The sequence below is a fragment of the Luteibacter yeojuensis genome, from assembly GCF_011742875.1.
GTDB lineage: Bacteria > Pseudomonadota > Gammaproteobacteria > Xanthomonadales > Rhodanobacteraceae > Luteibacter > Luteibacter yeojuensis.
This window is the reverse complement of record NZ_JAAQTL010000001.1, coordinates 2,686,598-2,708,274: the sequence shown is the minus strand read 5'-3', so window position 1 is coordinate 2,708,274 and position 21,677 is coordinate 2,686,598. Positions and strand designations below refer to the sequence as shown.

The window sequence follows — 21,677 nt, the reverse complement described above, 5'->3', positions numbered from 1 at the left end:
GGCGTCGTCAGGACATCCGGACGCCATCGCCGGCGCGAGCCCTGAACGTCTCGCTGACCCAATCGATGAACACGCGCACGCGCGGCGAAAGCTGGCGGCTTTGCGGATAGAGCAGGGATACCGGCGAAGGCCTGGGAGGAAGGTCGGGCAACACCTCTACCAGTCTGCCCGCGGCGAGATCCGCCGCCACGTGGTAGCGCGGCACCTGGGTAAGCCCCAGGCCCAGTCGTGCCAGGGCGGTATTGGTTTCCGCGCCCGCCACGCTCACCACCGATGGCAGGGTGACTTGGCGCAGCCCGCCGGCTTCCATGAATTCCAGCGGGATGATGCTGCCGGTCGCCGTCGACAGGAAGCCGATGGCGACATGGCCATCGAGGTCCGCCAGCGATTGCGGCGTGCCATGTCGCGCCAGGTAATCGGGACTCGCGCAGGTCACTTCCTCGAGCATCGCCAGCCGCCGTCCCACCATGCTGCTGTCGTGGAGGTCGCCCACGCGCAGCACGCAATCCACCCCTTCGCGCACGAGATCCACCCAGCGGTCGCCTTCGCCAAGGTGCACGCGCAGGCCGGGGTATCGCGCGAGGAATTCCGGTAAGGCGGGAAGCACGAACGTTCGCGCCAGCGTGCCGTGCATGTCCACGCGCAGCATCCCTGTCGGGCGCGCGTCCACGAAGGCTGCTTCGGCATCTTCGATGTCCGCGAGGATGGCGACGCAGCGGCGATGGTAGGCCTCGCCGTCCAGCGTGGGGCTCACGTGGCGTGTGGTCCGCTGGAGCAGGCGCACGCCCAACCGGGTTTCCAGCCGTTTGATTGCCTGGGTCGCCGTCGAGCGCGGCAGGTCGAGGTCGCTCGCGGCGAGGGTGAAGCTGCGTCGCTCCACGATCCGGACGAACAGTCGCATGGTCTCGAAGCGATCCAGGGACACGATAGTTGTTCCAGAAAGCGGAATAGTGAAGCCAGATATTGGTGGATTATCCAACCCATGGCAACGCGCATGCTGTTCACGCCCGGCAATCGAGCCGGTACCGGAGAACCGACATGAACGTGAATACCGAATCCAGGATCGCCATCGTCACGGGTGCCTCGCGGGGCATCGGCGCGGCCGTGGCCCGACGCCTGGGCCGCGACGGCTTCATCGTCGTCGTGAACTACGCCGGTGGCGCCCAGGCGGCCGGCGGTGTCGTCCGCGAGATCGAGGCGGCCGGCGGCAAGGCGATCACCGCGCAGGCCGACGTTTCCAAGGCGGCCGATGTTCGCCGCCTGTTCGACACGGTGGAAGAGGTCTACGGCGGCATCGATGTGCTGGTGAACAACGCCGGCGTCATGGCCTTGTCCACCGTCGCCGAATTGAAGGACGAGGATTTCGACCGCCTCTTCGACATCAACGTGAAGGGCAGCTACAACACGATGCGCGAAGCCGCGAAACGCCTGCGTAACGGCGGCCGCATCGTCAACTTCTCCTCGAGCGTCGTCGGCCTGCTTCAGCCCGGCTACGCGCCGTATGCCGCCACCAAGGCCGCGATCGAAGCCACCACCAGGATCCTCGCCCGCGAGCTGCGTGGCCGCGCCATCACGGTGAACGCCGTCGCTCCGGGTCCCACCGCCACGGACCTTTTCCTCGACGGCAAGTCCGCCGAACTGATCGATCACCTCGCCAAGCTCGCGCCGCTCGAGCGCCTCGGCACGCCCGACGATATCGCCGCGGCCGTTGCCTTCCTCGCCGGTCCCGATGGCGGCTGGATCAATGGCCAGGTCCTGCGCGCCAACGGCGGAATCATCTGACCGCCGTATCCCCGATCGGGAGATATCGAACCATAGCTGGCGGCCGGGGGCCTGGGTCATTCCGAGCCTGCTAGCGGGCAGCATCGCGAAATAACTACAGCTATTGAATATACATAAATGAACTATATACTTATGAGGTAACTGCCGCAGGACTCACCCCGATGCGCGATTTCGCCCCCACCGAAGCCCGCCTGGACATCACCCGCGCCAAGTACCCCGACTTTCCGCGGGAGCCGGCCGTGCTGGTGCGCCTGATCAAGCACCTCTTCAAGGAAGTGCACGACGAGGCGAACGCGGCCCTACGGCCCTACGGCCTCAACCATCCCGAGTACAACATCCTCATGATGCTGTACGGCTCGTCCGACAACAGCATGCATCCCTCGGCCCTGGCCGATGCCGCCGGGGAGAAATCCGCGAACGTCACGCGTCTCACCACGCAACTGTGCGAGAAAGGTCTCATCGCTCGTTCGGGCACCGAGGCGGACCGTCGCAAGGTCACGCTCACGCTGACGCCCGAGGGTCTCGCCCTCATCGCCGACTTCCTGCCGGACATCGTCACGCTGCTTCACCGGCAGACGCGTAACCTTACGGTGGCCGAACAGGGGCAGCTCGAGACCCTCCTGAAGAAGATGCTGGCCGGGTTCGGGGAGTGAGCGGACGCGTGTCATGACCGGTTCCGATTTTTCAGGCAGCGTTCCCCTCGGCCGCCGGCTTGTCGTCGAGACACTGCGCGAGGAAGCCTCGGTATGGCTCTTCGTGGCGAAGACCCTCCTTGCGATCTTCGTCACGGGCTGGATTGCCATGCGCCTGGCCTTGCCGTCGCCTTCCACGGCGATGATCACGACGATCATCGTGGCGAACCGGCAGTCGGGCATGGTGCTGGCGAAGAGTTTCTACCGCGCGCTCGGCACGGTGGCCGGCGCCGGAGCCGCGATCGGTATCGTCGCCGCCTTCCCGCAGCAGCGCGACCTCTTCCTCGTCGCGTTGTCGCTCTGGCTCGGCGTCTGCGCGGGCGGAGCCACGCTGTATCGCAACTTCAAGGCCTATGCCTTCGTCCTCGCCGGCTACACGGCGGCGGTCATCGTCGTCCCTGTCATCGAGAACCCGCCGGGCGTCTTCGATTCCGCGGTTGCCCGCCTCAGCGAGGTGCTGCTGGGCATCCTCGTCAGCGGCGCGATCAGCGACGTGGTCTTTCCCAGCCGCGTGCGCGATGTCCTGCGCCGCAGCGCGCGGGGGCAGTTCAGCGACTTCCTCGGCTTCGTGCGCGGGAGCATGGAGGGCGCGATCCCGCGCGATGCCATGGAGAACGCGCACCTGCGCTTCGTTCGGGCGGCCGTGACGCTCGAGGACCTGCGCAGTTCGGTCATCTTCGAAGACGCGGAGACACGCGCCCGAAGCAATCACCTGCGCCTGTTCAACCAGCGCTTCATGGCGGCGTCGACGAGCTTCCAGTCGCTTCACCACCTCATCAACCGGCTCAAGCGTGCGCGGCGCGACCGTGCCGCGGATGCGCTCGTCCATCTTTACGCCCCGCTCGGCGAGGCGTTGGAGGTGCCGCTCGAGGCGGGCGAGGGCGCGCGTGTGCTCTTGCCGCGGCTGCTCGTGGCGCGGGAGCGCATGCGCGAGGACGCCGTGGAGGTGCGCGCGGGGTTCGCCGACGAGCAGGATCTGCGCGATTTCGAAACCGGCGCATCGCTCCTCCTGCGCTTCGCGGGCGAGCTTTACGATTACGTCGACGCGGCGTCGACCTTGCAGGCGCCGCGCATCGTCGGTGGCCCTGTGGAGCGCGTGCGCTTCGATCGCGGCAACGATTATCTCGGTGCCGGCATCGCGACGGCGCGCACGACGTTGACCATGCTCGTCCTCGGCGCGTTCTGGATCGAGAGCGCGTGGCCGCTCGGGTCCAGCGCGATGTTGATCGCGACCATCTTCGCGGGCTTGTTCGCCGTCACCCCCAATCCCACGCGGGTCACCCGGGACGTTACCTACGGCTACCTGATAGGCATGGTCCTCGGCTTCCTGTGCCATTTCTTCGTCCTGACCCAGCTCGACGGATACGGCCTCATGGTCGCCGGCGTACTGCCGTTCCTCGTCGTGGGCGTGATGCTGCAGGCGAGCCAGCGCTGGGGCGGTATCGGACTGGGCTGGGCGCTGGGCTTGCTCTACATCCTGGCGTTCAAGAACCACCAGGTCTACGACCCGGCTCATTTCATCAACGACGCGATCGCGCAGATCGTCGGCCTGATGTCGGCGGTCGTCTCCTTCATCGTGATTCCGTCGGCCATCGGCAGCCCGTGGCTGCGCCGCCGCCAGCTCGCCGCCCTGCGCGGCCAGGTGGCGCTCGCCGCCGAGGCGCCGCTACCGGGGCTGCGCCACCGCTTCGAGAGCGTCAACCACGACCTCTTCAGCCAGGTGGTCGCGCAGACCGAGCCGGGCAGCGCCGATTCGCGCGCGCTCATCGCGTGGGCGCTGGCGGTTCACGAGACCGGCCGCGCCTTGATCGAACTGCGCCACGACATGGCGCGCGGCGAACTGCCCCCGACGCTCCGGCCTTACCTGGAAGGCGTCCTGGCGACGCTCGCCCGCTTCTACGTGAAGCCCGATCCCGCCAGCTACCTGCTGGCGCGCGACGCCGTCGCCACGGCCATCGCCGGCGTCTGCGAGCACGAGGGGCACCGCCACCTGCTCGAACACCTCCGTCTCGTCCGCATGGCCCTGCTCGACGGCGAATCGGTCCTCGCCGCATACATGCCGGACACCCCGCCCGCCAAGGAGATCGCCCATGCCTCGTGAAATCGCCCTCGGCGACGCCCTGGTTCCGGGGTTGCTCGTCCTCTTCGTCCTGGCACTGCTCGCGCTGTGGTTGCTCGACTGGCTGGCGGGACGCTTCGGCCTCTACCGCCTCGTCTGGCACCCGACGCTGTTCCGCCTCGCCGCCTTCGTCTGTGTCTTCGGCGCGTTCGCGCTGTTCCTCAACTGAGTGATGCCGTCATGAGATTCGCCAACCTCGTCCGTTTCGCCGCCACGGCGGCCGTCGTGATCGTCGCGGCCTTCGTCGGTCATGCGTTGTGGAAGCACTACATGTATTCGCCATGGACCCGCGACGGCCGCGTGCGCGCCGAGATCGTGCGCATCGCCCCGGATGTGGCCGGAATCGTCACGGACGTGCGCGTCGTCGACAACCAGGCGGTGAAGAAGGGCGACCTGCTCTTCGTCGTCGACCAGGCGCGCTACCGGAACGCCGTCGCCCAGGCGAAGGCGAACCTCTCCGCCGCCGAGGCGGCCGCGCGGGCGGCGGGCGCGAATATCAACGCCGCCTTTGCGGGCGCGCAGCAGAGCCGCTCGAACTACGAGATGTACGAAGCGCAGTCCGAGCGTCGGCAGAAACTCATCAACAACGTCATCTCGGCGGAAGACAAGGCCAACGCGGTCGCCGCCGCGAACGCCGCCCGCGCCGGCTGGCAGCAGGCGCAGGCAAGCACGAAACAGGCGAGTGCCGCCCAGCAGCAGGCGCTCGCCGCCGTGGCCCAGGCCCAGGTGGAACTCGCGTCCGCGCAGCTCAACCTGGATCGCACGCAGGTGCTGGCGCCGGTCGACGGCTATGTCACCAACCTGGACGTCCGCATCGGCGACTATGCCAGTGCAGGCGCCGCGCGCCTCGCGCTGATCGACAGCGATTCGTACTGGATCTACGGCTATTTCGAGGAGACGAAGCTGCCCGGCCTGCGTGTGGGCGATCCGGTGGACATCCGCCTGATGAGCGGCGGCGTGCGCCTGAAGGGCACCGTGGAAAGCATCGCGCACGGCATTACCGATGCCGACAATCCCACGGGCAGCGACCTGCTGGCCGACGTGAATCCCACCTTCAACTGGGTGCGCCTCGCCCAGCGCGTGCCGGTACGGGTGAAGATCGACACGGCGCACCTGCCGCCCGGGACGGTGCTGTCGGCGGGCATGACCGCCACGCTGGTCGTGCGGCCTTCGCACGAGAATACCGTGGCGGCCCGATGATGCCTGACTGTGGGAGCCGCTATAGCGGCGAGAAGCCAGCGGAGCGATGAAGCGGTGAGGTAGCTTCCCCTCGCCGTTGTAGCGGCTCCTACAAGGAAGCCAGGCGGCGCAGCCTGAGCTGCAGCCACTTGTCCGCATCGGGCCATTCGGTGGCGAGGATGCTGTAGCAGACGGTGTCGCGCAGCGAACCGTCCTTGCGGCGCTTGTGGGCGCGCAGCACGCCCTCGCGCTTCGCCCCGAGCTTTTCGATCGCCCGCTGCGAATCCTGGTTCCAGGCGTCCGTGTGGAACTCCACGGCGACGGCGCCCACGATCTGGAAGGCATGGGACAGCAGCAGGTGCTTGCAGGCCGTGTTCAGGTGGCTGCGCTGCCAGCGGCGCGCGTACCAGGTGTAGCCGATGGCGACGCGGGACGGGTCCGCCACGATGTCGTAATAGCGCGTGGAACCGACGATGTCCCCGCTGCCCTTTTCGCGGATGGCCCACGGGGACATCCGGCCTTCCTCCTGGCCGCGCAGGGCCGACTCGACGTACTCGGCCATCTGTCCGGGCGCTGGCACCGAGGTGAACCAGAGGTCCCACAGGTCGCCGTCCGCGGCGGCGCGTTCCAGCAGGGGGATGTGCTCCAGGGATAGCGGTTCCAGCGTAACGTGGGCGTTTTCGAGGCGAACGGGGTCCATTCAGGCGTCCAGGTCGGGAATGAGGCTGCTCTCGATCCGCGCGATGGTGTCCTTCAGGAGCAGCTTGCGCTTTTTCAGGCGGGTGAGCTGGAGCTCGTCCCGGCCGATGGCGGCCGCCAGGTGGTCGATCGCCGCGTCGAGGTCGCGGTGCTCCACCTTCAGTTCGGCGAGGCGCTGGGCAAGCTGTGCGGGATCCTGAACCTGCATCGCGTTCGGCCGGCGGCGGGAGAAGAAGCGATTGTACCGCCGGGCGGGGGCCGCCGCAGCGGCTACAATAGGGGTCCCCCTCTCCGGCTCGTCCCGCAGCATGTCCGCCACCCCAGACGCCACCCGCAAGCAGACCTACGAAACCGGCAAGCTGGCCAAGCGCCTGCGCCGCCAGGTCGGCCAGGCGATCGCCGACTACGGCATGATCGAAGACGGCGACAAGGTGATGGTGTGCCTCTCCGGCGGCAAGGACTCCTACACCCTGCTGGACATGCTGTTGTCGCTGCAGGCGAAGGCGCCCGTGCGCTTCGAACTGATCGCGGTGAACCTCGACCAGAAGCAGCCGGATTTCCCGGAACACGTCCTGCCGGACTACCTCACGGCGCGCGGCGTGCCGTTCCATGTCATCGAGCAGGACACCTACAGCGTCGTCACCCGCGTGATCCCGCAGGGCAAGACGATGTGCAGCCTGTGCTCGCGCATGCGCCGCGGTGCCCTGTACCAATGGGCGGCGGACAACGGCGTCACGCGCATCGCCCTCGGGCACCACCGCGACGACATCCTCGGCACTTTCTTCCTGAACATGTTCTACCAGGGCAGCCTGAAAGCCATGCCGCCGAAGCTGCTGTCCGACGATGGCCGCCACGTGGTCATCCGTCCGCTCGCCTACTGCCGCGAGGACGATATCGCGGCTTACGCCGAAGCGAGGCGCTTCCCGATCATTCCCTGCAACCTCTGCGGCTCGCAGGAGAACATGCAGCGCAAGGTGGTGAAGCGCATGCTGGCTGATTGGGAAAAGACCCATCCCGGGCGCAGCGAGACGATCTTCCGCGCCATGGGCAACATCGCTCCCTCGCAACTCACCGACCGCCAGCTGTTCGACTTCGCCTCCCTCGGTGCGCGCGAAGGCGTGCCGCGCGCCGATGCACGCGCGTGGCTTGCCGGCGGCGATGCCATCGACGATAACGATTGATCCTTCCCCACATACGCTGCAAGGCCTGCCGACCATGACCCTGTTTTCTTCCGTCGAACTCGCCCCGCGCGACCCGATCCTCGGCCTCAATGAGGCGTTCGGCGCCGACACCCGCGCCGACAAGGTCAACCTCGGCGTCGGCGTGTACTACGACGCCAACGGCCACGTCCCGCTCCTGCGCGCCGTGCGCGAAGCCGAGAAGGCGCGCGTGGAAGCGGCGCTGCCGCGCGGGTACCTGCCTATCGACGGTATCGCCCTCTACGACATGGCCGTGCAGAAGCTGCTGTTCGGTGCCGACTCGCCCCTGCTCGCCGAGCGCCGCGTGGTCACGGCGCAATCGCTTGGCGGTACCGGCGCGCTGAAGATCGGCGCGGATTTCCTCAAGCGCCTGAACCCGTCGGTGCCGGTGGCGATCAGCACGCCCAGCTGGGAAAACCATCGCGCGCTGTTCGAGGGCGCCGGTTTCCAGGTGGTGGAGTACCCGTATTACGATGCCGCCACGCACGGCGTCGACGTGGAAGGCATGCTTGCCGGGATGGCCAAACTGCCTGCCGGCGCGATCGTCGTGCTGCATGCCTGCTGCCATAACCCCACTGGCGTGGACCTGCGCACCGACGACTGGAAGCGCGTGCTGTCCGTCGTCCGCGAACGCGGTCTCGTGCCCTTCCTCGACATCGCCTACCAGGGGTTCGGCGACGGCATCGATGCCGATGCCGAGGCAGTGCGTCTGTTCGCCGCGGCGGACGTGTCCTTCCTCGTCGCCAGCTCCTTCTCGAAATCGTTCTCGCTGTATGGCGAACGCGTGGGCGCGCTGTCGATCGTCACCGCCTCGCACGACGAGGCGCTGCGCGTGCAGTCGCAGCTGAAGCGCGTGATCCGCACCAACTATTCCAATCCGCCGACGCACGGCGCGGCCGTGGTCTCCGCCGTGCTCAACCACGACGGCCTGCGCGCGATGTGGGAGACCGAGCTGGGCGAGATGCGCGATCGCATCCGCGCGATGCGCCGTGGCCTTGTCGAACGCCTGTCGAAGGTCGGCGACTTCGCCTTCATCGAACGGCAGCGCGGCATGTTCTCGTACTCCGGTCTTTCCGCGGCGCAGGTGGATCGCCTGCGCGAGGAGTTCGGCATCTATGCGGTGAGCACTGGGCGTATCTGTGTCGCCGCGCTCAACGAGGGCAATATCGATCGCGTGGCCGAGGCCATCGCCCGCGTCGTGTAAGCCATTCCAATGATTTTTCGCCGGCGGCCGCGCGCGCGGCCGCCGCGGCTCTTCCTTTGCATGAGATGCCTGGATACATGTTCTTTCGCAACCTGACGCTGTTCCGTTTCTCCGAACCTGTCGCCACCGACCTGGAGCGCCTTGACGACGCGCTGCCCGAACACCGGTTGCGTCCGGTGGGGCCCATGGAGCTGTCCACCCGCGGCTTCGTCTCCCCGCTGGGGCGCAATGAGGAAGGCCTGACCCATGTGGTCGGCCGCAACACGATGGTCACGGTGGGCAGCGAGGATAAGCTCCTGCCGTCCTCGGTGGTCAACGACGAGCTGGCCAACCGCGTGCAGAAGATCGCGGAAGAGGAAGGCCGCAAGGTGAGCGGCCGCGAGCGCAAGAAGATCAAGGACGACGTGATGAACGAACTGCTCCCGCGTGCCTTCGTGCGCAGCTCGCGCATGAAGGCCTACGCGGACCGGAAGAACGGCTGGCTGGTGCTGGACACCTCCAGCCGGAAGTCGGCCGAGAACACGCTGAGCCAGATCCGCGAGGCCCTGGGCAGCTTCCCGGCTGTGCCCCTGGCACCCGAGGAATCGCCCCGGATCCTCATGACCCACTGGGTCGCCACGGGCGAACTCCCGGCCGGGCTGGCGCTGGGCGACGAGTGCGAACTGCGGGATCCCGCCACGGCCTCCGGCGCCATCGCGCGCTGCCGCCGCCAGGATCTCGACACCGATGAGATTCGGGAGCACCTGCGGACCGGGAAGCAGGTTTTCCAGTTGGGTTTGGTCTTCGACGACCGCATTTCCTTCGTGCTTGGCGAGGACCTGATCCTGCGTAAAATCAAGTTCACCGACGTGGTGCTGGACGAACAGGCCGATAGCCCGGAATCCGCCGCCGCCGAAATGGACGCGAATTTCGCCCTGATGGCGCTCGAATACGAACGCCTGCTGGGCAAGCTGGAAGAGTGGTTCAAGCTGCCGCGGCCCGAGTGACGACCGCGACGTCGCAGGCATTGATACGGGTAGGTGGGATGTTTGTCGGGATCGGTAAGAGACTCGCGGCATGGCTTCGGAAGACGGCGACTGGCTGGAACTGGCAACCCCCACCGGCGGCACCATAAGAGTGCTGAAGGCCGCGCACCCGCGTGCGCGTCGCCTGCGCCTCACCGTGACCCCCAAGGGCGCCCGTCTCACCTATCCCAACGGCACGCACGTGGCGCAGATGACGGCCTTCCTGCGTCATCACGCCAGCTGGCTAGAGCAGAAACTCGGCGAGTTCCATCTGGACGCCGTGCCGCTGCCGCCGTTGCGCGTGGGCGTGCCGACCACCTTCCCGTTCCGTGGCGAGGACGTCGCGCTGGCATGGGCCGAAGGCGCGTATCCGCGCGTGGACCATGAGCCGGGTGCCCTCGTGCTCAGCATTCCGCGACCGCATACGCGCGCGCTCCTGGTGGCCCGCGGCCTGCTTGCCATGCACTTCGAGGCGCAGATCCGCCGCGACGTGTCGCGCTGGCTTCCAGCGTACATTCCGCTGATCAACGCCGCGCCGACGGCGCTGCGCATCCGTCCGCTGAAAAGCCTCTGGGGCAGCCTGGACACGCGCGACCGGATCAACCTCGACCTCGCGCTGGCGCTGGCGCCGCCCGCGGCGCTGCGTTATGTGCTGGTGCACGAGCTGTGTCACCTGAAGGTGCGCAACCACTCGCCGCGCTTCTGGCACTGGGTCGAATCGGTGTTCCCCGAGCACAAGGAACAACGCGCGTGGCTGCGCGCCAATGGCAGCGGGCTGAAGCGGCAGCTCGATCGATTGATCGCCGACGTGGCGGACTGACGATCGCACGATCTTCCGGGAGTCGATGCTTTGTGTGGGAGCCGGCGTCCCGACTGCTTCAATGCGCCAGCGCGAAGCCCGTGATGATGCGGGCGGTTTCCACCGGCTTCTCCAGCATCGGCATGTGGTTGCAGCCATTCAGCACGGTCGCGCCGATGGATGGCGAACTCTTCAGTCCGGCGCGCAGCGTATCCAGGGCCGACACGTCGATGACCTTGTCGTCGTGGCACCAGATGCCAAGCACCGGCATGCTCAGCTTCCCGATCACCGGATCGAGCGAATACGCCTGCGCGGGCTCCTTCAGTTCCTCGAACGTGCGCTCGATGAAGGCATGGTCCTTCTCGTTGCGCGCGATCAAGGCATCTTCGAGGCGGCCGGGGATATGCGGCGGCTTGACGAAGATGCGCGCGAGCAGGGCTTCGAGGCCCGCGCGGTCATGGTAGACGAAGGGGTTGTTTCCCGCCTTCACGTCGCGCACGAAATCGTTCCCCTTGGCGGTGAGCCCGAACGAACTCATCAGCACGAGGCTCGCGACACGCTCGGGATGCCTGTCGGCATAGACGCCCGCGATCGCGCCGCCCATCGACTGGCCGACAAGGAGGAAGCGTTGCACCCCGATGGCGGCGGCGAAGCTTTCGAGCCGGTCGGCCTGCGCGGGAATGCCGTAATCGCCGTCGTCGTGCCGGGACGATTCGCCCCAGCCCGGCAGGTCGGGAATCACCACATGGAAATGCTCGGTCAGGCCCTTGGCCGTCTCCAGCCAGGTTTCCTTGTTCGACGCGAACCCATGCAGCAGCACGATGGTGGGGCCGTCGCCGCCTTCGTAATACGACCAGGTCGTATCGCCCGCGACGATGCTCTTCTTCTCGAGGTGAGCCGACATCGCCTGCCGCGCGGCATCCGCCTTGAGCAGCATCGCGGGAGCGAAGACGTAGACCAGGCCCGCACCCAGGCCCAGCACCACCGCCACCACGACGAGGAACTTCAGCCGGCGCAGCAGCAACCGCTGCCAGAGGGGGCGGGTGTCGGGGGCGACGGGCTTGGGAGTCCTGGCCATGCTCATTTCTTCTTCGATTTGCCGGCGAGGATGCGTTCGACCGCCTGCTGGGTCATCGGGTGATAACCGCTCTTCGCTTTCGCGTAGGTTTCCTTCGCGAAGGCGAGGCCTTCGGGCGTGCGGGCGAAGGCGCGATACACCGGCGTCGTGAGGTACAGGCGGCCGATGCGGGTCATGTGCTCGGCGGCGGCCGTCCACACGTCCTTGTCGCCGGCGGCGATGGCGTGCGCGTACCAGCGCATGCCGATCTCGGCATTCGGCGTGCCGGTGAGGTGCCAGGCGGCATCGATGTCCTTGATCTTCGCCAGCGGCGTCACGTCGGGCAGCCGGTCGAGGAAGTACATCCACTCCTGGGTGTTCCAGCCCTTCGCGTCGAGCTTGCCGGCATCCAGCTTGCCGGCGAGGAAGTCGGTGCGCTCGCGATCGATGGCGTCGAAGCGCGGCGAGGCGGGCAGGGGCGCATCCTTCGGAATGCCCGGCTGCCGGATCCATGAGAGGGCCTCGGCCTCGCTCATCTTGCCCGGATACTTGTCGAGCAGGTTGGCCTTGAGGTACGCGAACATCGTGTCGGTGTCGATGCTCTGGAAGGCGAAGTGGGCGAAGTAGCCCTTGAGGTACGTATCGAAATTCTCGCGGCCGAAGCGCTGTTCGAGCGTGCGCAGGAACCACGAACCCTTGTCGTACGCGACATCGGACAGCGCATCGTCCGCACCGACGCTACGCGGATCGGGCGTGAGCTTCTGCGCGTTCGCCGGCATCGTTCCGATGCTCTTCTGCAACGCGCGCGCAGACAGCAGCGCTTCCTCGTCGGCCAGGGCCTTGCCGTACACGGCCTCGGTGATGCGGCCCTGCACGTAGGTGGTGAAGCCCTCGTTCAACCAGATGTCGCGCCATGCGGCGCTGGTCACGAGGTTGCCCGACCACGAGTGCGCGAGTTCGTGCGACACCAGCGAGACCAGGCTCTTGTCGCCCACCAGGACGGTCGGCGTGGCGAAGGTCATGTTCGGGTTTTCCATGCCGCCGAACGGGAACGAGGGCGGCAGCACGAGGATGTCGTAGCGGCCCCAGGCGTACGGACCGTAGAGCTTCTCGGTGGTGGCGATCAGCTTTTCGGTGTCCTCGAACTCATGGGCCGCCTTGCCGACCACGCTGGGCTCGGCATAGACCGCACTGCGCGGGCCGGTTTCCTTCACCGCGAGATCGCCCGCGGCGATGGCGAGCAGGTACGACGGGATCGGGTGCGGCTGGTCGAAGGAGAAGTCGCCGTTCAACGGATGCTTCGCATCGTTGATGGCGCTCATCACCACGCGGACGTCCTTCGGCGCGCTGACGTGCGCGTCGTAGGTGAAACGGATGGCGGGGGAATCCTGCAGCGGCACCCAGGAGCGCGCATGGATGGATTCGGACTGCGAGAACATGAAGGGCTGCTTCTTGTCCGCGGTCTGCTCCGGCGTGAGCCATTGCAGACCCGAGGCTTCCGGTACCGTCGCATAGGCGATCCGCACCGCCGCCGGATGGGCCGGCGCCACGATGGTCAGCTTCGAGCCGAGCTCCTTGTCGCGCGGGGCGAGCGCGAAGGTCAGCGGCGTGGCCTTGCCCGCGGCGTCCACGGCCTCGACGCTGGCGATCTTCAGGTCGCGCGTGTCGAGGACCAGGTCTTTCGCCTTGGCGTCCTTCCAGTCGAGCTTCAGCGTGGCGTTGCCGGCCAACTCGCGCTTGCCGAAGTCCAGCTTGAGATCGAGGTCCAGGTGGGTCACCCGGACCGCGTCCGGCTGGGCGTAGGAATGCGGGTCGGCGGCGAAGGCCACGACGGGAAATGCCGCGGCGAGGGCGACGACGGGAATGAGGCGCATGCGGCAGCTCCAGGCAAGATAACTACCAGTATGCCATCCGGCGGCGCGCCGCGCCGGAAGGCGTGGCGCGCCGCGCGGGACGCGCGAGCGGGAAGGGCGGCCCTGGCCGCGGGCGGTCAGGGCGCGGATACCTCGAATTCGTCGCCGAAGAATCGCGTTAGGCGGCCGCTGCCGAGGGCCTGGCCGCCGTGCAGTACGAAGGCGTGGTCATGGAGCTTGTGCAGGCGGAAGGCAGGTGTTTCGATGATGAAGTGAGGGTCCACCGTGGAGTCGGGACGCGCTGTTGGCCTGTACGTTCGCCCGCCTATTGCGCCGGCCCCAGGGCGCAGGCGATGCAGGTCGATGCGCACCCAGCCCCCCGTGGCGCTCCCCAGCGTGCCGCCGGCCGTCTCGATCCGGCGGGGAAGCCAGGTGGCGAGGTGGGACGGCAGGGATGCCACGGGTGTATCGGGCGGAAGGGTCGTCACCGGAATGCCGCGGATAAGCTGCCTGTCGGACACCCGGAGCGATTGTAGCGAGACGGTCGCAACCTCCGTCCCATGCGGGGCGATGGGCTCGGGCAGATAGGCATAGACATGGTTGGGCCATTCCTCGGCGGCGACCGACGAAACATTGGGGGGACGGATGCCGGAGGCGGTGGGCAGCGGTGGAAGCGTCTTCAACGGCGCGTCCTTCGGTGTCAGGCGACCTTCTATGATCGAGAGGGTCCACGCTTGCCGCTCCGGTGCCGAAAGGGCTCCCGGGTTCGGTTCGTGGCCGAGCATGTTCTTCATCGTGCGTCTGAATTTGTTCGGCGAGAGCACTTTGCGCAGCTGTGCCACGACGGCTTCCCGCTGATTCAGCGTCAGCGCCGCTATCTCCGGGTTCAACAGCTCGTTGTCCGACAGGATGTCGAGCGGTCGTTCCGGCATGGCCTGGTAGGCATGGCGTCCGGGAAGGTTGCCGCCGCCACGCAGGCCGACCCGGCGGAAGTGCCATTGGCCGCTGGGGAGACGCTCGATGGCCGGTCCGGTGAAGTGGGCATCGGGTGCGCCCGGGCGGGCGAGACGCCAGCCGAGCAGGTCGGCATCGTATTTCACGTGGTACGCCTTTCCGCCCTGGCCGATGACATGCCGTCCGCCGATGACATGGACGCCGGTGGCGGGGGCGTCGCCGGGCGGCAGGACGATGCCGCGCGCAAGGTAACGATCGTCGAACAGCGTTCCCGGTTCGGGCAGGGCGCGGCGGGTGGGCACGAGCGTGCGGGAGCCGGCGGAAGCCCGCACGCTGGCGCCCGCGAGGCGGGACATCTGCGTGTAGAGCGGAAGGACGTTCAGCGCCGACGTATACCCGTCGACGAAGGCGAGGAACGCCTCCGTCGACTCGCCGGCTTTCACCGAGTCGTAGAAGCGCCAGGAAGCCTGCGCCGCGCGCGGTACGCTACGGATGGCACCGGCGATGAACTCCTCGACGAGCAGTTGCGGCGTCCGTGTCCATTTCAGGGCGTCGAAGGCGGCCTGCCGGTTGGCCGCGCTCGTGGTGCGGGCAAGCTGCCTGGCGTTTTCCCTGGCCAGGTCGAGGATGCCGTCGTAGGCGACGTCGAGGAAGGATGTCGTGACCTCGCGTTCCTCGAAACGCGCGCCGAGTTCCGTGCAGTCCTGGCAGGAATCGCTGCCGAACACCCAGCCCAGGGAACGATCGCCGTTGAGGCGCACGATCCTGAAGCGGCGTCGGCCTTGCGGACCGACCTCGGCGAACGCTTCGGGCAGGCGGTCGAGGAGGTAGGTCTCGAAGCGGCGGTTGCGCAGGAAGCGACGGTCGAGCTCGTCGCGATCGCGGAACTCGCGGAAGACCCTGCCGTCGGGAGCGTCGGGCGTGTAGAGGACGATGTTGGGGACGGCCTGGGGCTGGCGCGCGCCGATCACGAAGACACCCGTGAGCGGGGCGCCCTGGTAAGTGAGCTGACGGACCACGATCTCGTGGCCGTCGATCCGCGCGCGCCCTGCCGGGGCGGGATGGTCGAGTACGGCGTTCACCCAGGCGAAACCGCGTTCCCGCCGGTGGTAAACGAAGGGGGCCGTGTTCGTGGCGCTGGCGTGGCGTGCCGCATCGTCGAAGGCGTGATACGAGGCAATGCGTGCCTCCTGTGCCTCGAAGCGCATCGCCGCGCGATGCAGGCCGACGACGGCGGCACGTCGTGCGCGACCCGCGGGCGAATCGCCGAAGGTCGCGTCGATATGTCGTGCGTAGCGCTGGGAAAGATCCAGCCCACGAATCATGCCCCGCAAGGTTTCCGCGGACACGTCGCTCCGTGGCGTGCCGTCGGGACGGACGACGGCCAGTGCCTCCGTGGCCGCGGGGGCGACGTTGCGGTAGGCCAGCTCGGCGAGGGAGAAGTCCTCGGTAGGGAAGCCGGAAACGAGGTTTCCCAGCGGATGGTCCGGCACCTTGCGGGTGAGGCGGACATACAGCTCGGCCGGCGTGGCCCGGATGCCGAGCCTGGTCAGTTCCGCGCCCAGCAGGTTCTCCGTGAATGTCGCGAGCGACGGTGGCGCGGCGAGCGCGTCTTCCTGTACGACGCGCCAATGGTCGCGATAGCCTTCGGCGGCCTGCCGCCAGTCGCGACGCACCGACGCGGGCAGGGGGGCGAGCCGTTCTTCCTCCAGCCGGGCGGCCAGGGCGAGGTCGCGTTGCCGCACGATCGAGTGCGCGTCGAGCACGGCATCCAGCGCCAGCGCGTCGTGCAGCCTGTCGCTCAAATCGTCTTCGCCGATCGAGAGCTCGAAGGCGTCGACGACCCGCTCCCGCACGCGGGCCACGAGACGACGCATCACGGTGTCGAACACATCGCCATCGATAGCGCGCGCAGCGAGGAAATGCGTATCGATGACCTTGCCCGTATCGTCCGCGCTGGCGCCGGGCAGTTCGTCGTCCTGGGCGAGCAGCGCGCGCATGCGCCACTCGACGTCGCGGTAGAGGATCGCCATCGAGTCGAATGCCTGCCAGCCGCCTTCGACGGTGAAGAGCAGGACGCGCCCCGCATGCCGGTCGTCCTGGAGCACGAGCGCGCCCGCATAGGGCAGCTCGCCGATCAGCAGTTCGCGCGCATGGAGGTGTGCCGGAAGCGGCGTGCCCGGCACCTGCTGGGCGACGGCGCGGACAAGCGCAGCGGCTTCGCCCGAAAGCGTGCCGTCGTTGTCGCGTAGCGCGGCATCGTCCCGGGCGGCCTGGGCCAGGCGGGAGGCGAAGGCCTGCCGGCGGGGAATCGAAGCGGCTCCCGGGGCCGGTTCGACCCGCGCCTCCCAGAAGGCGTCCAGGCGGGCGAGGAACCCGTCGCGGCCTTCGAGGTCTCCGGGCGGTTCGGGGAGCGCCTGCCGCTGTCCGGCGATCCAGCGCTGGAGCTCGCCCATGCGCTGGATCGCATCGAAGGCGGACTGGTTGGTGTGGGTGACGTCTGCCGGCGGTGCCTGCGGCGGGAGCATGTCCATGGTCGATCCTTGGCGATGGAGATTGCCAAGGTTGGGCCCGGCCGGCGTCGGGGTCTGTCGATGTCGGGCCTGACGGCCCGTCGGCGGCGCGCTTACAACTTGTAAGCGCGGTGGATCGCCACGATGCCGTTCGACAGGTTCCGTACTTCCACATGACCGAAGCCCGCGCCGAGCATCATGCCCTTCAGGGTTTCCTGGTCGGGATGCTTGCGAATGGATTCGGCGAGGTACTGGTAGCTGTCCGCATCGTTGGCGAACAGGCGGCCGAGCCGGGGCAGGATCTTGAACGAGTGCACGTCGTAGAGCTTCGACAGCACCGGGCTCTGCACCTTCGAGAACTCCAGCACCAGCGCGCGTCCGCCGGGCTTCAGGATGCGGTGCATGTCCGCCAGTGCCTTGTCCTTGTCCGTGACGTTGCGCAGGCCGAAGGCGATGGTGACGGCATCGAAGCTGTTGTCGGGGAACGGCAGCGCTTCGGCGTTCATCTGCGCCCAGCGCAGGCCGGAGACCAGGCCGCGGTCGGTCAGGCGGTCGCGTCCCACCCCGAGCATCGCGGCATTGATGTCGCCGACCACGACCTCGCCCTCGTCGCCCACCACCGGTTTCAGGAGCGCGGCGATGTCGCCCGTGCCGCCGGCGAGGTCGAGCACGCGGTCGCCGCGGCGCACGCCGCTGACGGCGACGAAATGGCGCTTCCACAGGCGGTGGATGCCGAACGACATGAGGTCGTTCATCAAGTCGTAGTTACGCGCCACCGAGGTGAACACCTGGCCGACGAGCTTCTGCTTGTCGGCCACCGGGACATCGCGGAAGCCGAAATGGGTGGTTTTCTGGTTTTCCATGGCGCGATGGTACTCGTGTTGTCCCCCGCGGGGACGCTCAATGGTGTTTTTCGTGCCGTTCCCGTTCGTTCGCGACGTGGCGGTCGTGCAGCGATTCGCCGGACGACCCGTCGTCGGGGTCCACCGGTGGGCGGGCGTCGAAGTCGCGGTCGCTTTCGCCGCCGGGCGTGATCTTCAGGATCGAGTGGCGCACCTCGCGGGCGAGGATCAGCCGCGCGTCGCGCACCATGTCCTCCAGCGCCTCGCTGAAATCGAGTTTGCCGGCGGGATCCGTCCAGACGACCTTGACCTCGCGCAGCTTCTGGATGAAGCCGCGGAACAGCGCCTTGTCGAAGAACTCCGGCGCGGACAGTTCGTTGAGCAGGCCCAGGCGCTGCGCGGTGAGCGTGCAGGCGGTTTCGAGTTCGCCGGCGCTCATCGTGTGCGGACCGTTCTTCACCAGCGCCGCGATGGCGATGTAGTAGCGCTCGAACGCCTGCAGCATGCTGCGCGCGATCACGCGCAACTGGTAGGCACCGTCGTCCTGTCCCGGCCCGCGCTCGAGCACGCGGCCTTCGCCGCTGGCTTCGAGGATGCCGCGGCGGACGAAGAACTCGATGGTGTCCTGCACCTGCGCGGCGAAGCCGTCCGCGTCCCAGGGCAGGAACAGCTCGCCCTGGATGAACGGGTAGATGAGCCGGCCGAGGCGCAGCACCGAGGAGCGCGACATGCGCCGGTTGTTGAGGAAGCACGCCGCCACCCACGCCGCGGCGGCGTTGAGGTGGAGCACGTTGTTGCGGAAATAGGAGAGCAGCACCGCCTGCTCGCCGTCGGTCACCAGCACGTCGCCGAGCGGATGGCGCACGCGGCGGATCCAGCCCATCTGCTCGCCGTAGGCGACGATGCCCTGCGGGTTCATGGGCGTGATCGTGACGCGATCGGAATACGGCAGTTCCTGGAACAGCGCCTTGCTCAGTTCGAGCTGCGCAAGCAGGTCGTTCTCGGCCATCGCGTGCTTGGGCGTCGCCAGGAGCGCGAGTGCCAGCAGGTTGATGGGGTTGACGTCCACCGCGCGGTTGATGTTCACCTGGATGCGCTCGGCGAGGTCGTCGACGACGCTGCTCATCCATTCCGGCTTCACGTCCGGGTCCGCCGTGGTCTCGCGCCAGTCCGCCGCCGCCGCGTCGAGCACGGGCGTCAGCAGGATGGGCTCGCCGAAGTTCAGCGTGACGTGGCCATAACGCTGGCGCAGCACTTTCAGGCCGCGGATCAGGCCGAGCAGCGATTCCTTTTCCTTGGGCTTGCCCGACAGTTCGCCGATGTACGACTTGCCTTCCATCAGCTTCTCGTAGCCGATGTACACGGGCTGGAACATGACCGGGCGCCGAGGCGCGCGCAGGAAGGCGCGCACCGTCATCGCCAGCATGCCCGCGCGCGGCGCGAGCAGGCGGCCCGTGCGCGAGCGGCCGCCTTCGATGAAGTATTCCAGCGGCACGCCGCGATCCACCAGCTGCGCGAGGTACTCGTTGAAGACCACCGAATACAGCGCGTTGCCCTTGAAGCTGCGGCGCAGGAAGAACGCACCGCCGCGGCGGAGGATGGGGCCGACGACGGGCAGGTTGAGGTTTACGCCCGCCGCGATGTGCGGCGGCACCACGCCGGAGTGGTGAAGCTGGTAGGACAGCAGCAGGTAGTCGGTATGGCTGCGGTGGCAGGGTACGTACACCACTTCGTGTCCCGGCGCGGCGGCGCGGGCCTTGTCGAAGTGGTGCATCGCGATGCCGTCGTAGAGCTTGTTCCAGAAGTTCGAGAGCAGGAACGACGTGGAGCGCACCACGGGATGCGAGTAGTCGGCGGCGATTTCCAGCGCGAAGTCGCGCGCGCGGCGCTGCGCCTTCGCCAGCGTGATGTTTTCCTTGCTCGCGGTGGCGGCGATGGCGTCGCGTACCGGCTCGGTATTGAGCACGGCGTCGACCACGGTGCGGCGGTGGGAGAGGTCGGGGCCGATCACCGCGGCGCGAATGCGGCGGAAGTGCGTGCGCAGCACGCGCGCGATCTTGCGGGTGAGCCGCTCCGGCGTCAGCCCGCGCGATTCCTCGAGCACCGTGCGCAGCGACACGGGCGCGGAGAAGTGCACCACGGTGTCGCGGCCGTTGAGCAGCAAGGCCAGCATGCGCCGGAACCGGCCGACCACCAGCCAGTTCTCGGCGAACAGCACGCTGAACCAGCCGCTTTCGCGGTTCGGCGCGCGGCCGACGTAGATCGACACCGGCACGACCTGGATATCGCGCGACGGATCGTCCTCGATGGCGCGGATAAGCTGGCCGATCGGCTCGCGCGGCCCACGCGTATCGGTGCGGCCGAACAGCCAGCCGTGCCGGCGGCTCAAGGAGAACACGGAGCGCCGGCGGCGGCCTGCCAGGTCGAGCAGCTGCATCGGGCTGGGCAGGCCGGCCTCGCGGCAGGCGCGCTCCAGGATCAGCGCGTCGGACGTGCCGTCGCGCTCGATGGCGTAGCAGACGGGGACGCCGCTGTTGAGCAGGCCGGCGGGTTCGGCCGGATCCCGCTTGATCCGGACCCAGGGCTCGAGCATGCGACCCAGCAGCTTGAACCACCAGGGGGAGCGGGTGACGTGGACGTGCGGATCCGCACTCATCGGAATGTCTGGCATCGTGGGATTGTACGGCTTCAGCGGGCCTTGGCGTCCGCCATGGCGCCGCCGGGGGCCTGGAGCCGGGGCGGCGGAGCGGTGGTGGAAGGCGGCGCGGCCGCGCTGGCGGCGGGCGCCGGCGGCACCAGGCGGGCATGCTCGTCGCGAACGCGCTGGAGCAGGTCGCTGTCGTACCAGCGACCGTCCAGGAGGACCAGGGTGGCGTCGGTCTGGATCGGCTTGCCGAGCAGCGTATAGGTGATCTTCACGTGTGCCGAGCCGCCGTTGCTCTCGATCGTGTCGATGCTCACCGAATCGAAGCTCTTGTCGACCGACAGCCCGTAGACGTCGAGCAGGCGCTTGAAGCCCAGCCATGCCGTGGACCAGGTGGCCATGGATTGCTCGAACGTCATGGCGTGGAGGGCGTCCGGCGTGGACAGGTTCGCCTTGCGCGCCGTGTCGACCACGATGCCGATGGCCTCCTTCGCCTTGGCCTGGTCGCCCCAGCCGACCGTCTGCGTCCATGGCGCCACCACGTTCACGGCTTCGCGCAGCTGACGTTTCTGCGAAAGCGTGAGGTCTTTGTCCTGGTCGATGGCAGTGAGCGCCATCGATTGGCCGATGCCGGAGATCAACGGCATCTGGTCCTTATAGTCGCGGTCGAAGCGGACCAGGGTAGGGCGCAGTTCGGCGAAGAGCTTCTTCTCCGCGTCGGGCTCGGTGAGTCGCTTCACGCCGGCGTCGAACTTCGTTTCGTCGTCGGGGCCGACCGGTGCCTGCGCCGCGTTGCGGAGCGGCCAGTCGGCGCGCAGCGTGGCGAAGTCGCCGGGCGGCAGGGCGTGTTTCCAGAACAGGTCGAACTTGCCGTCGCGCAGCAGCGCGAGCGATTCGCGGGTGGCATCTTCCGGCGATCCACCGCCCGGCCTGCCCGGCGCTTCCTTCTGCCGGTTGCAAGCACCGAGCAGGGCGAGGGCCAGCAGGAGGATCCAGATGGCGGGGGAGTGGCGGCGCATGGCGGGAATCGGTGGGGCGGGGAATGGGGAGCATATCGCGAAGAGCGGTCGCGACCGGTCGGCCCCCCACAAGAAAAAACCCCGGAGGCGAGGCCTCACGGGGTTATCCAGCCCGAAG

Annotated in this window: 18 protein-coding genes; 9 read left to right on the top strand and 9 right to left on the bottom strand. The window is 67.7% G+C overall.

What is annotated here, in order from left to right; all coding sequences use genetic code 11:
* Positions 1 to 7: 7 nt before the first annotated feature.
* Positions 8 to 919 (bottom strand): LysR family transcriptional regulator, encoded by a 912-nt coding sequence (locus HBF32_RS12315; RefSeq protein ID WP_166700538.1) that lies wholly within the window; start codon positions 917 to 919, stop codon positions 8 to 10.
* Positions 920 to 1,044: 125 nt separating this feature from the next.
* On the opposite strand from HBF32_RS12315, the gene HBF32_RS12310 reads away from it, so the two are divergent.
* From HBF32_RS12310 to HBF32_RS12290, 5 genes are all read left to right on the top strand, one after another.
* Entirely contained in the window at positions 1,045 to 1,782 is a 738-nt protein-coding gene (locus tag HBF32_RS12310) for an SDR family oxidoreductase (RefSeq protein ID WP_425482235.1), read from the top strand.
* A gap of 161 nt (positions 1,783 to 1,943) precedes the next feature.
* Positions 1,944 to 2,435 carry a MarR family winged helix-turn-helix transcriptional regulator gene (locus tag HBF32_RS12305; RefSeq protein ID WP_166699897.1) on the top strand — a complete coding sequence of 164 codons (492 nt, stop codon included), beginning with the start codon at positions 1,944 to 1,946 and terminating at the stop codon, positions 2,433 to 2,435.
* 13 nt (positions 2,436 to 2,448) lie between these two features.
* Complete coding sequence (locus tag HBF32_RS12300; RefSeq protein ID WP_166699896.1) at positions 2,449 to 4,575, top strand: FUSC family protein; 2,127 nt, start codon at positions 2,449 to 2,451, stop codon at positions 4,573 to 4,575.
* Positions 4,565 to 4,762: a DUF1656 domain-containing protein gene (locus HBF32_RS12295; RefSeq protein WP_166699895.1), complete on the top strand. Its 198-nt coding sequence runs from the start codon at positions 4,565 to 4,567 to the stop codon at positions 4,760 to 4,762. The genes HBF32_RS12300 and HBF32_RS12295 overlap by 11 nt, the downstream gene beginning before the upstream one ends.
* Before the next feature lie 11 nt (positions 4,763 to 4,773).
* Positions 4,774 to 5,793 (top strand): HlyD family secretion protein, encoded by a 1,020-nt coding sequence (locus tag HBF32_RS12290; protein WP_166699894.1) that lies wholly within the window; start codon positions 4,774 to 4,776, stop codon positions 5,791 to 5,793.
* A gap of 88 nt (positions 5,794 to 5,881) precedes the next feature.
* Here the strand turns inward: HBF32_RS12290 and HBF32_RS12285 are convergent, their stop codons facing one another.
* Both HBF32_RS12285 and HBF32_RS12280 read right to left on the bottom strand, forming a co-directional pair.
* A complete protein-coding gene (locus HBF32_RS12285; protein ID WP_166699893.1) occupies positions 5,882 to 6,472 on the bottom strand; it encodes a GNAT family N-acetyltransferase in 591 nt (196 codons plus the stop codon).
* Positions 6,473 to 6,679 (bottom strand): YdcH family protein, encoded by a 207-nt coding sequence (locus tag HBF32_RS12280; RefSeq protein ID WP_166699892.1) that lies wholly within the window; start codon positions 6,677 to 6,679, stop codon positions 6,473 to 6,475.
* Positions 6,680 to 6,779: 100 nt separating this feature from the next.
* Between HBF32_RS12280 and ttcA the strand changes: the two genes are divergently transcribed.
* The 4 genes from ttcA to HBF32_RS12260 all read left to right on the top strand — a co-directional run bounded on the left by ttcA (position 6,780) and on the right by HBF32_RS12260 (position 10,698).
* Positions 6,780 to 7,652 carry a tRNA 2-thiocytidine(32) synthetase TtcA gene (gene ttcA / locus HBF32_RS12275; RefSeq protein WP_166699891.1) on the top strand — a complete coding sequence of 291 codons (873 nt, stop codon included), beginning with the start codon at positions 6,780 to 6,782 and terminating at the stop codon, positions 7,650 to 7,652.
* 34 nt (positions 7,653 to 7,686) lie between these two features.
* Complete coding sequence (locus tag HBF32_RS12270; RefSeq protein WP_166699890.1) at positions 7,687 to 8,874, top strand: amino acid aminotransferase; 1,188 nt, start codon at positions 7,687 to 7,689, stop codon at positions 8,872 to 8,874.
* A 77-nt stretch (positions 8,875 to 8,951) separates the two neighbouring features.
* Positions 8,952 to 9,860 carry a recombination-associated protein RdgC gene (locus HBF32_RS12265; protein WP_166699889.1) on the top strand — a complete coding sequence of 303 codons (909 nt, stop codon included), beginning with the start codon at positions 8,952 to 8,954 and terminating at the stop codon, positions 9,858 to 9,860.
* Positions 9,861 to 9,930: 70 nt separating this feature from the next.
* A complete protein-coding gene (locus HBF32_RS12260) occupies positions 9,931 to 10,698 on the top strand; it encodes a M48 family metallopeptidase (RefSeq protein WP_166699888.1) in 768 nt (255 codons plus the stop codon).
* Between the two features lie 58 nt (positions 10,699 to 10,756).
* Here HBF32_RS12260 and HBF32_RS12255 read toward each other — a convergent pair whose 3' ends face one another.
* The 6 genes from HBF32_RS12255 to HBF32_RS12230 all read right to left on the bottom strand — a co-directional run bounded on the left by HBF32_RS12255 (position 10,757) and on the right by HBF32_RS12230 (position 21,559).
* Positions 10,757 to 11,755 (bottom strand): alpha/beta fold hydrolase, encoded by a 999-nt coding sequence (locus tag HBF32_RS12255; RefSeq protein ID WP_338039774.1) that lies wholly within the window; start codon positions 11,753 to 11,755, stop codon positions 10,757 to 10,759.
* 2 nt (positions 11,756 to 11,757) lie between these two features.
* Positions 11,758 to 13,608: a M1 family metallopeptidase gene (locus tag HBF32_RS12250; protein WP_166699886.1), complete on the bottom strand. Its 1,851-nt coding sequence runs from the start codon at positions 13,606 to 13,608 to the stop codon at positions 11,758 to 11,760.
* A gap of 116 nt (positions 13,609 to 13,724) precedes the next feature.
* Complete coding sequence (locus HBF32_RS12245) at positions 13,725 to 17,075, bottom strand: dermonecrotic toxin domain-containing protein (RefSeq protein ID WP_166699885.1); 3,351 nt, start codon at positions 17,073 to 17,075, stop codon at positions 13,725 to 13,727.
* A 92-nt stretch (positions 17,076 to 17,167) separates the two neighbouring features.
* Positions 17,168 to 17,917 carry a bifunctional demethylmenaquinone methyltransferase/2-methoxy-6-polyprenyl-1,4-benzoquinol methylase UbiE gene (gene ubiE / locus HBF32_RS12240; protein WP_166699884.1) on the bottom strand — a complete coding sequence of 250 codons (750 nt, stop codon included), beginning with the start codon at positions 17,915 to 17,917 and terminating at the stop codon, positions 17,168 to 17,170.
* A 37-nt stretch (positions 17,918 to 17,954) separates the two neighbouring features.
* Positions 17,955 to 20,567 carry a glycerol-3-phosphate 1-O-acyltransferase PlsB gene (gene plsB / locus HBF32_RS12235; protein ID WP_240147828.1) on the bottom strand — a complete coding sequence of 871 codons (2,613 nt, stop codon included), beginning with the start codon at positions 20,565 to 20,567 and terminating at the stop codon, positions 17,955 to 17,957.
* 17 nt (positions 20,568 to 20,584) lie between these two features.
* Complete coding sequence (locus HBF32_RS12230) at positions 20,585 to 21,559, bottom strand: hypothetical protein (RefSeq protein WP_166699883.1); 975 nt, start codon at positions 21,557 to 21,559, stop codon at positions 20,585 to 20,587.
* Positions 21,560 to 21,677: the final 118 nt, after the last annotated feature.

Bases quoted from the DNA above. Each gene is read 5' to 3' on its own strand.
- HBF32_RS12305 (WP_166699897.1), top strand. From the start codon at position 1,944: ATGCGCGATTTCGCCCCCACCGAAGCCCGCCTGGACATCACCCGCGCC.
- HBF32_RS12300 (WP_166699896.1), top strand. From the start codon at position 2,449: ATGACCGGTTCCGATTTTTCAGGCAGCGTTCCCCTCGGCCGCCGGCTT.
- HBF32_RS12295 (WP_166699895.1), top strand. From the start codon at position 4,565: ATGCCTCGTGAAATCGCCCTCGGCGACGCCCTGGTTCCGGGGTTGCTC.
- HBF32_RS12290 (WP_166699894.1), top strand. From the start codon at position 4,774: ATGAGATTCGCCAACCTCGTCCGTTTCGCCGCCACGGCGGCCGTCGTG.
- HBF32_RS12285 (WP_166699893.1), bottom strand. From the start codon at position 6,472: ATGGACCCCGTTCGCCTCGAAAACGCCCACGTTACGCTGGAACCGCTA.
- HBF32_RS12280 (WP_166699892.1), bottom strand. From the start codon at position 6,679: ATGCAGGTTCAGGATCCCGCACAGCTTGCCCAGCGCCTCGCCGAACTG.
- ttcA (WP_166699891.1), top strand. From the start codon at position 6,780: ATGTCCGCCACCCCAGACGCCACCCGCAAGCAGACCTACGAAACCGGC.
- HBF32_RS12270 (WP_166699890.1), top strand. From the start codon at position 7,687: ATGACCCTGTTTTCTTCCGTCGAACTCGCCCCGCGCGACCCGATCCTC.
- HBF32_RS12265 (WP_166699889.1), top strand. From the start codon at position 8,952: ATGTTCTTTCGCAACCTGACGCTGTTCCGTTTCTCCGAACCTGTCGCC.
- HBF32_RS12260 (WP_166699888.1), top strand. From the start codon at position 9,931: ATGGCTTCGGAAGACGGCGACTGGCTGGAACTGGCAACCCCCACCGGC.
- HBF32_RS12255 (WP_338039774.1), bottom strand. From the start codon at position 11,755: ATGGCCAGGACTCCCAAGCCCGTCGCCCCCGACACCCGCCCCCTCTGG.
- HBF32_RS12250 (WP_166699886.1), bottom strand. From the start codon at position 13,608: ATGCGCCTCATTCCCGTCGTCGCCCTCGCCGCGGCATTTCCCGTCGTG.
- HBF32_RS12245 (WP_166699885.1), bottom strand. From the start codon at position 17,075: ATGGACATGCTCCCGCCGCAGGCACCGCCGGCAGACGTCACCCACACC.
- ubiE (WP_166699884.1), bottom strand. From the start codon at position 17,917: ATGGAAAACCAGAAAACCACCCATTTCGGCTTCCGCGATGTCCCGGTG.
- plsB (WP_240147828.1), bottom strand. From the start codon at position 20,567: ATGCCAGACATTCCGATGAGTGCGGATCCGCACGTCCACGTCACCCGC.
- HBF32_RS12230 (WP_166699883.1), bottom strand. From the start codon at position 21,559: ATGCGCCGCCACTCCCCCGCCATCTGGATCCTCCTGCTGGCCCTCGCC.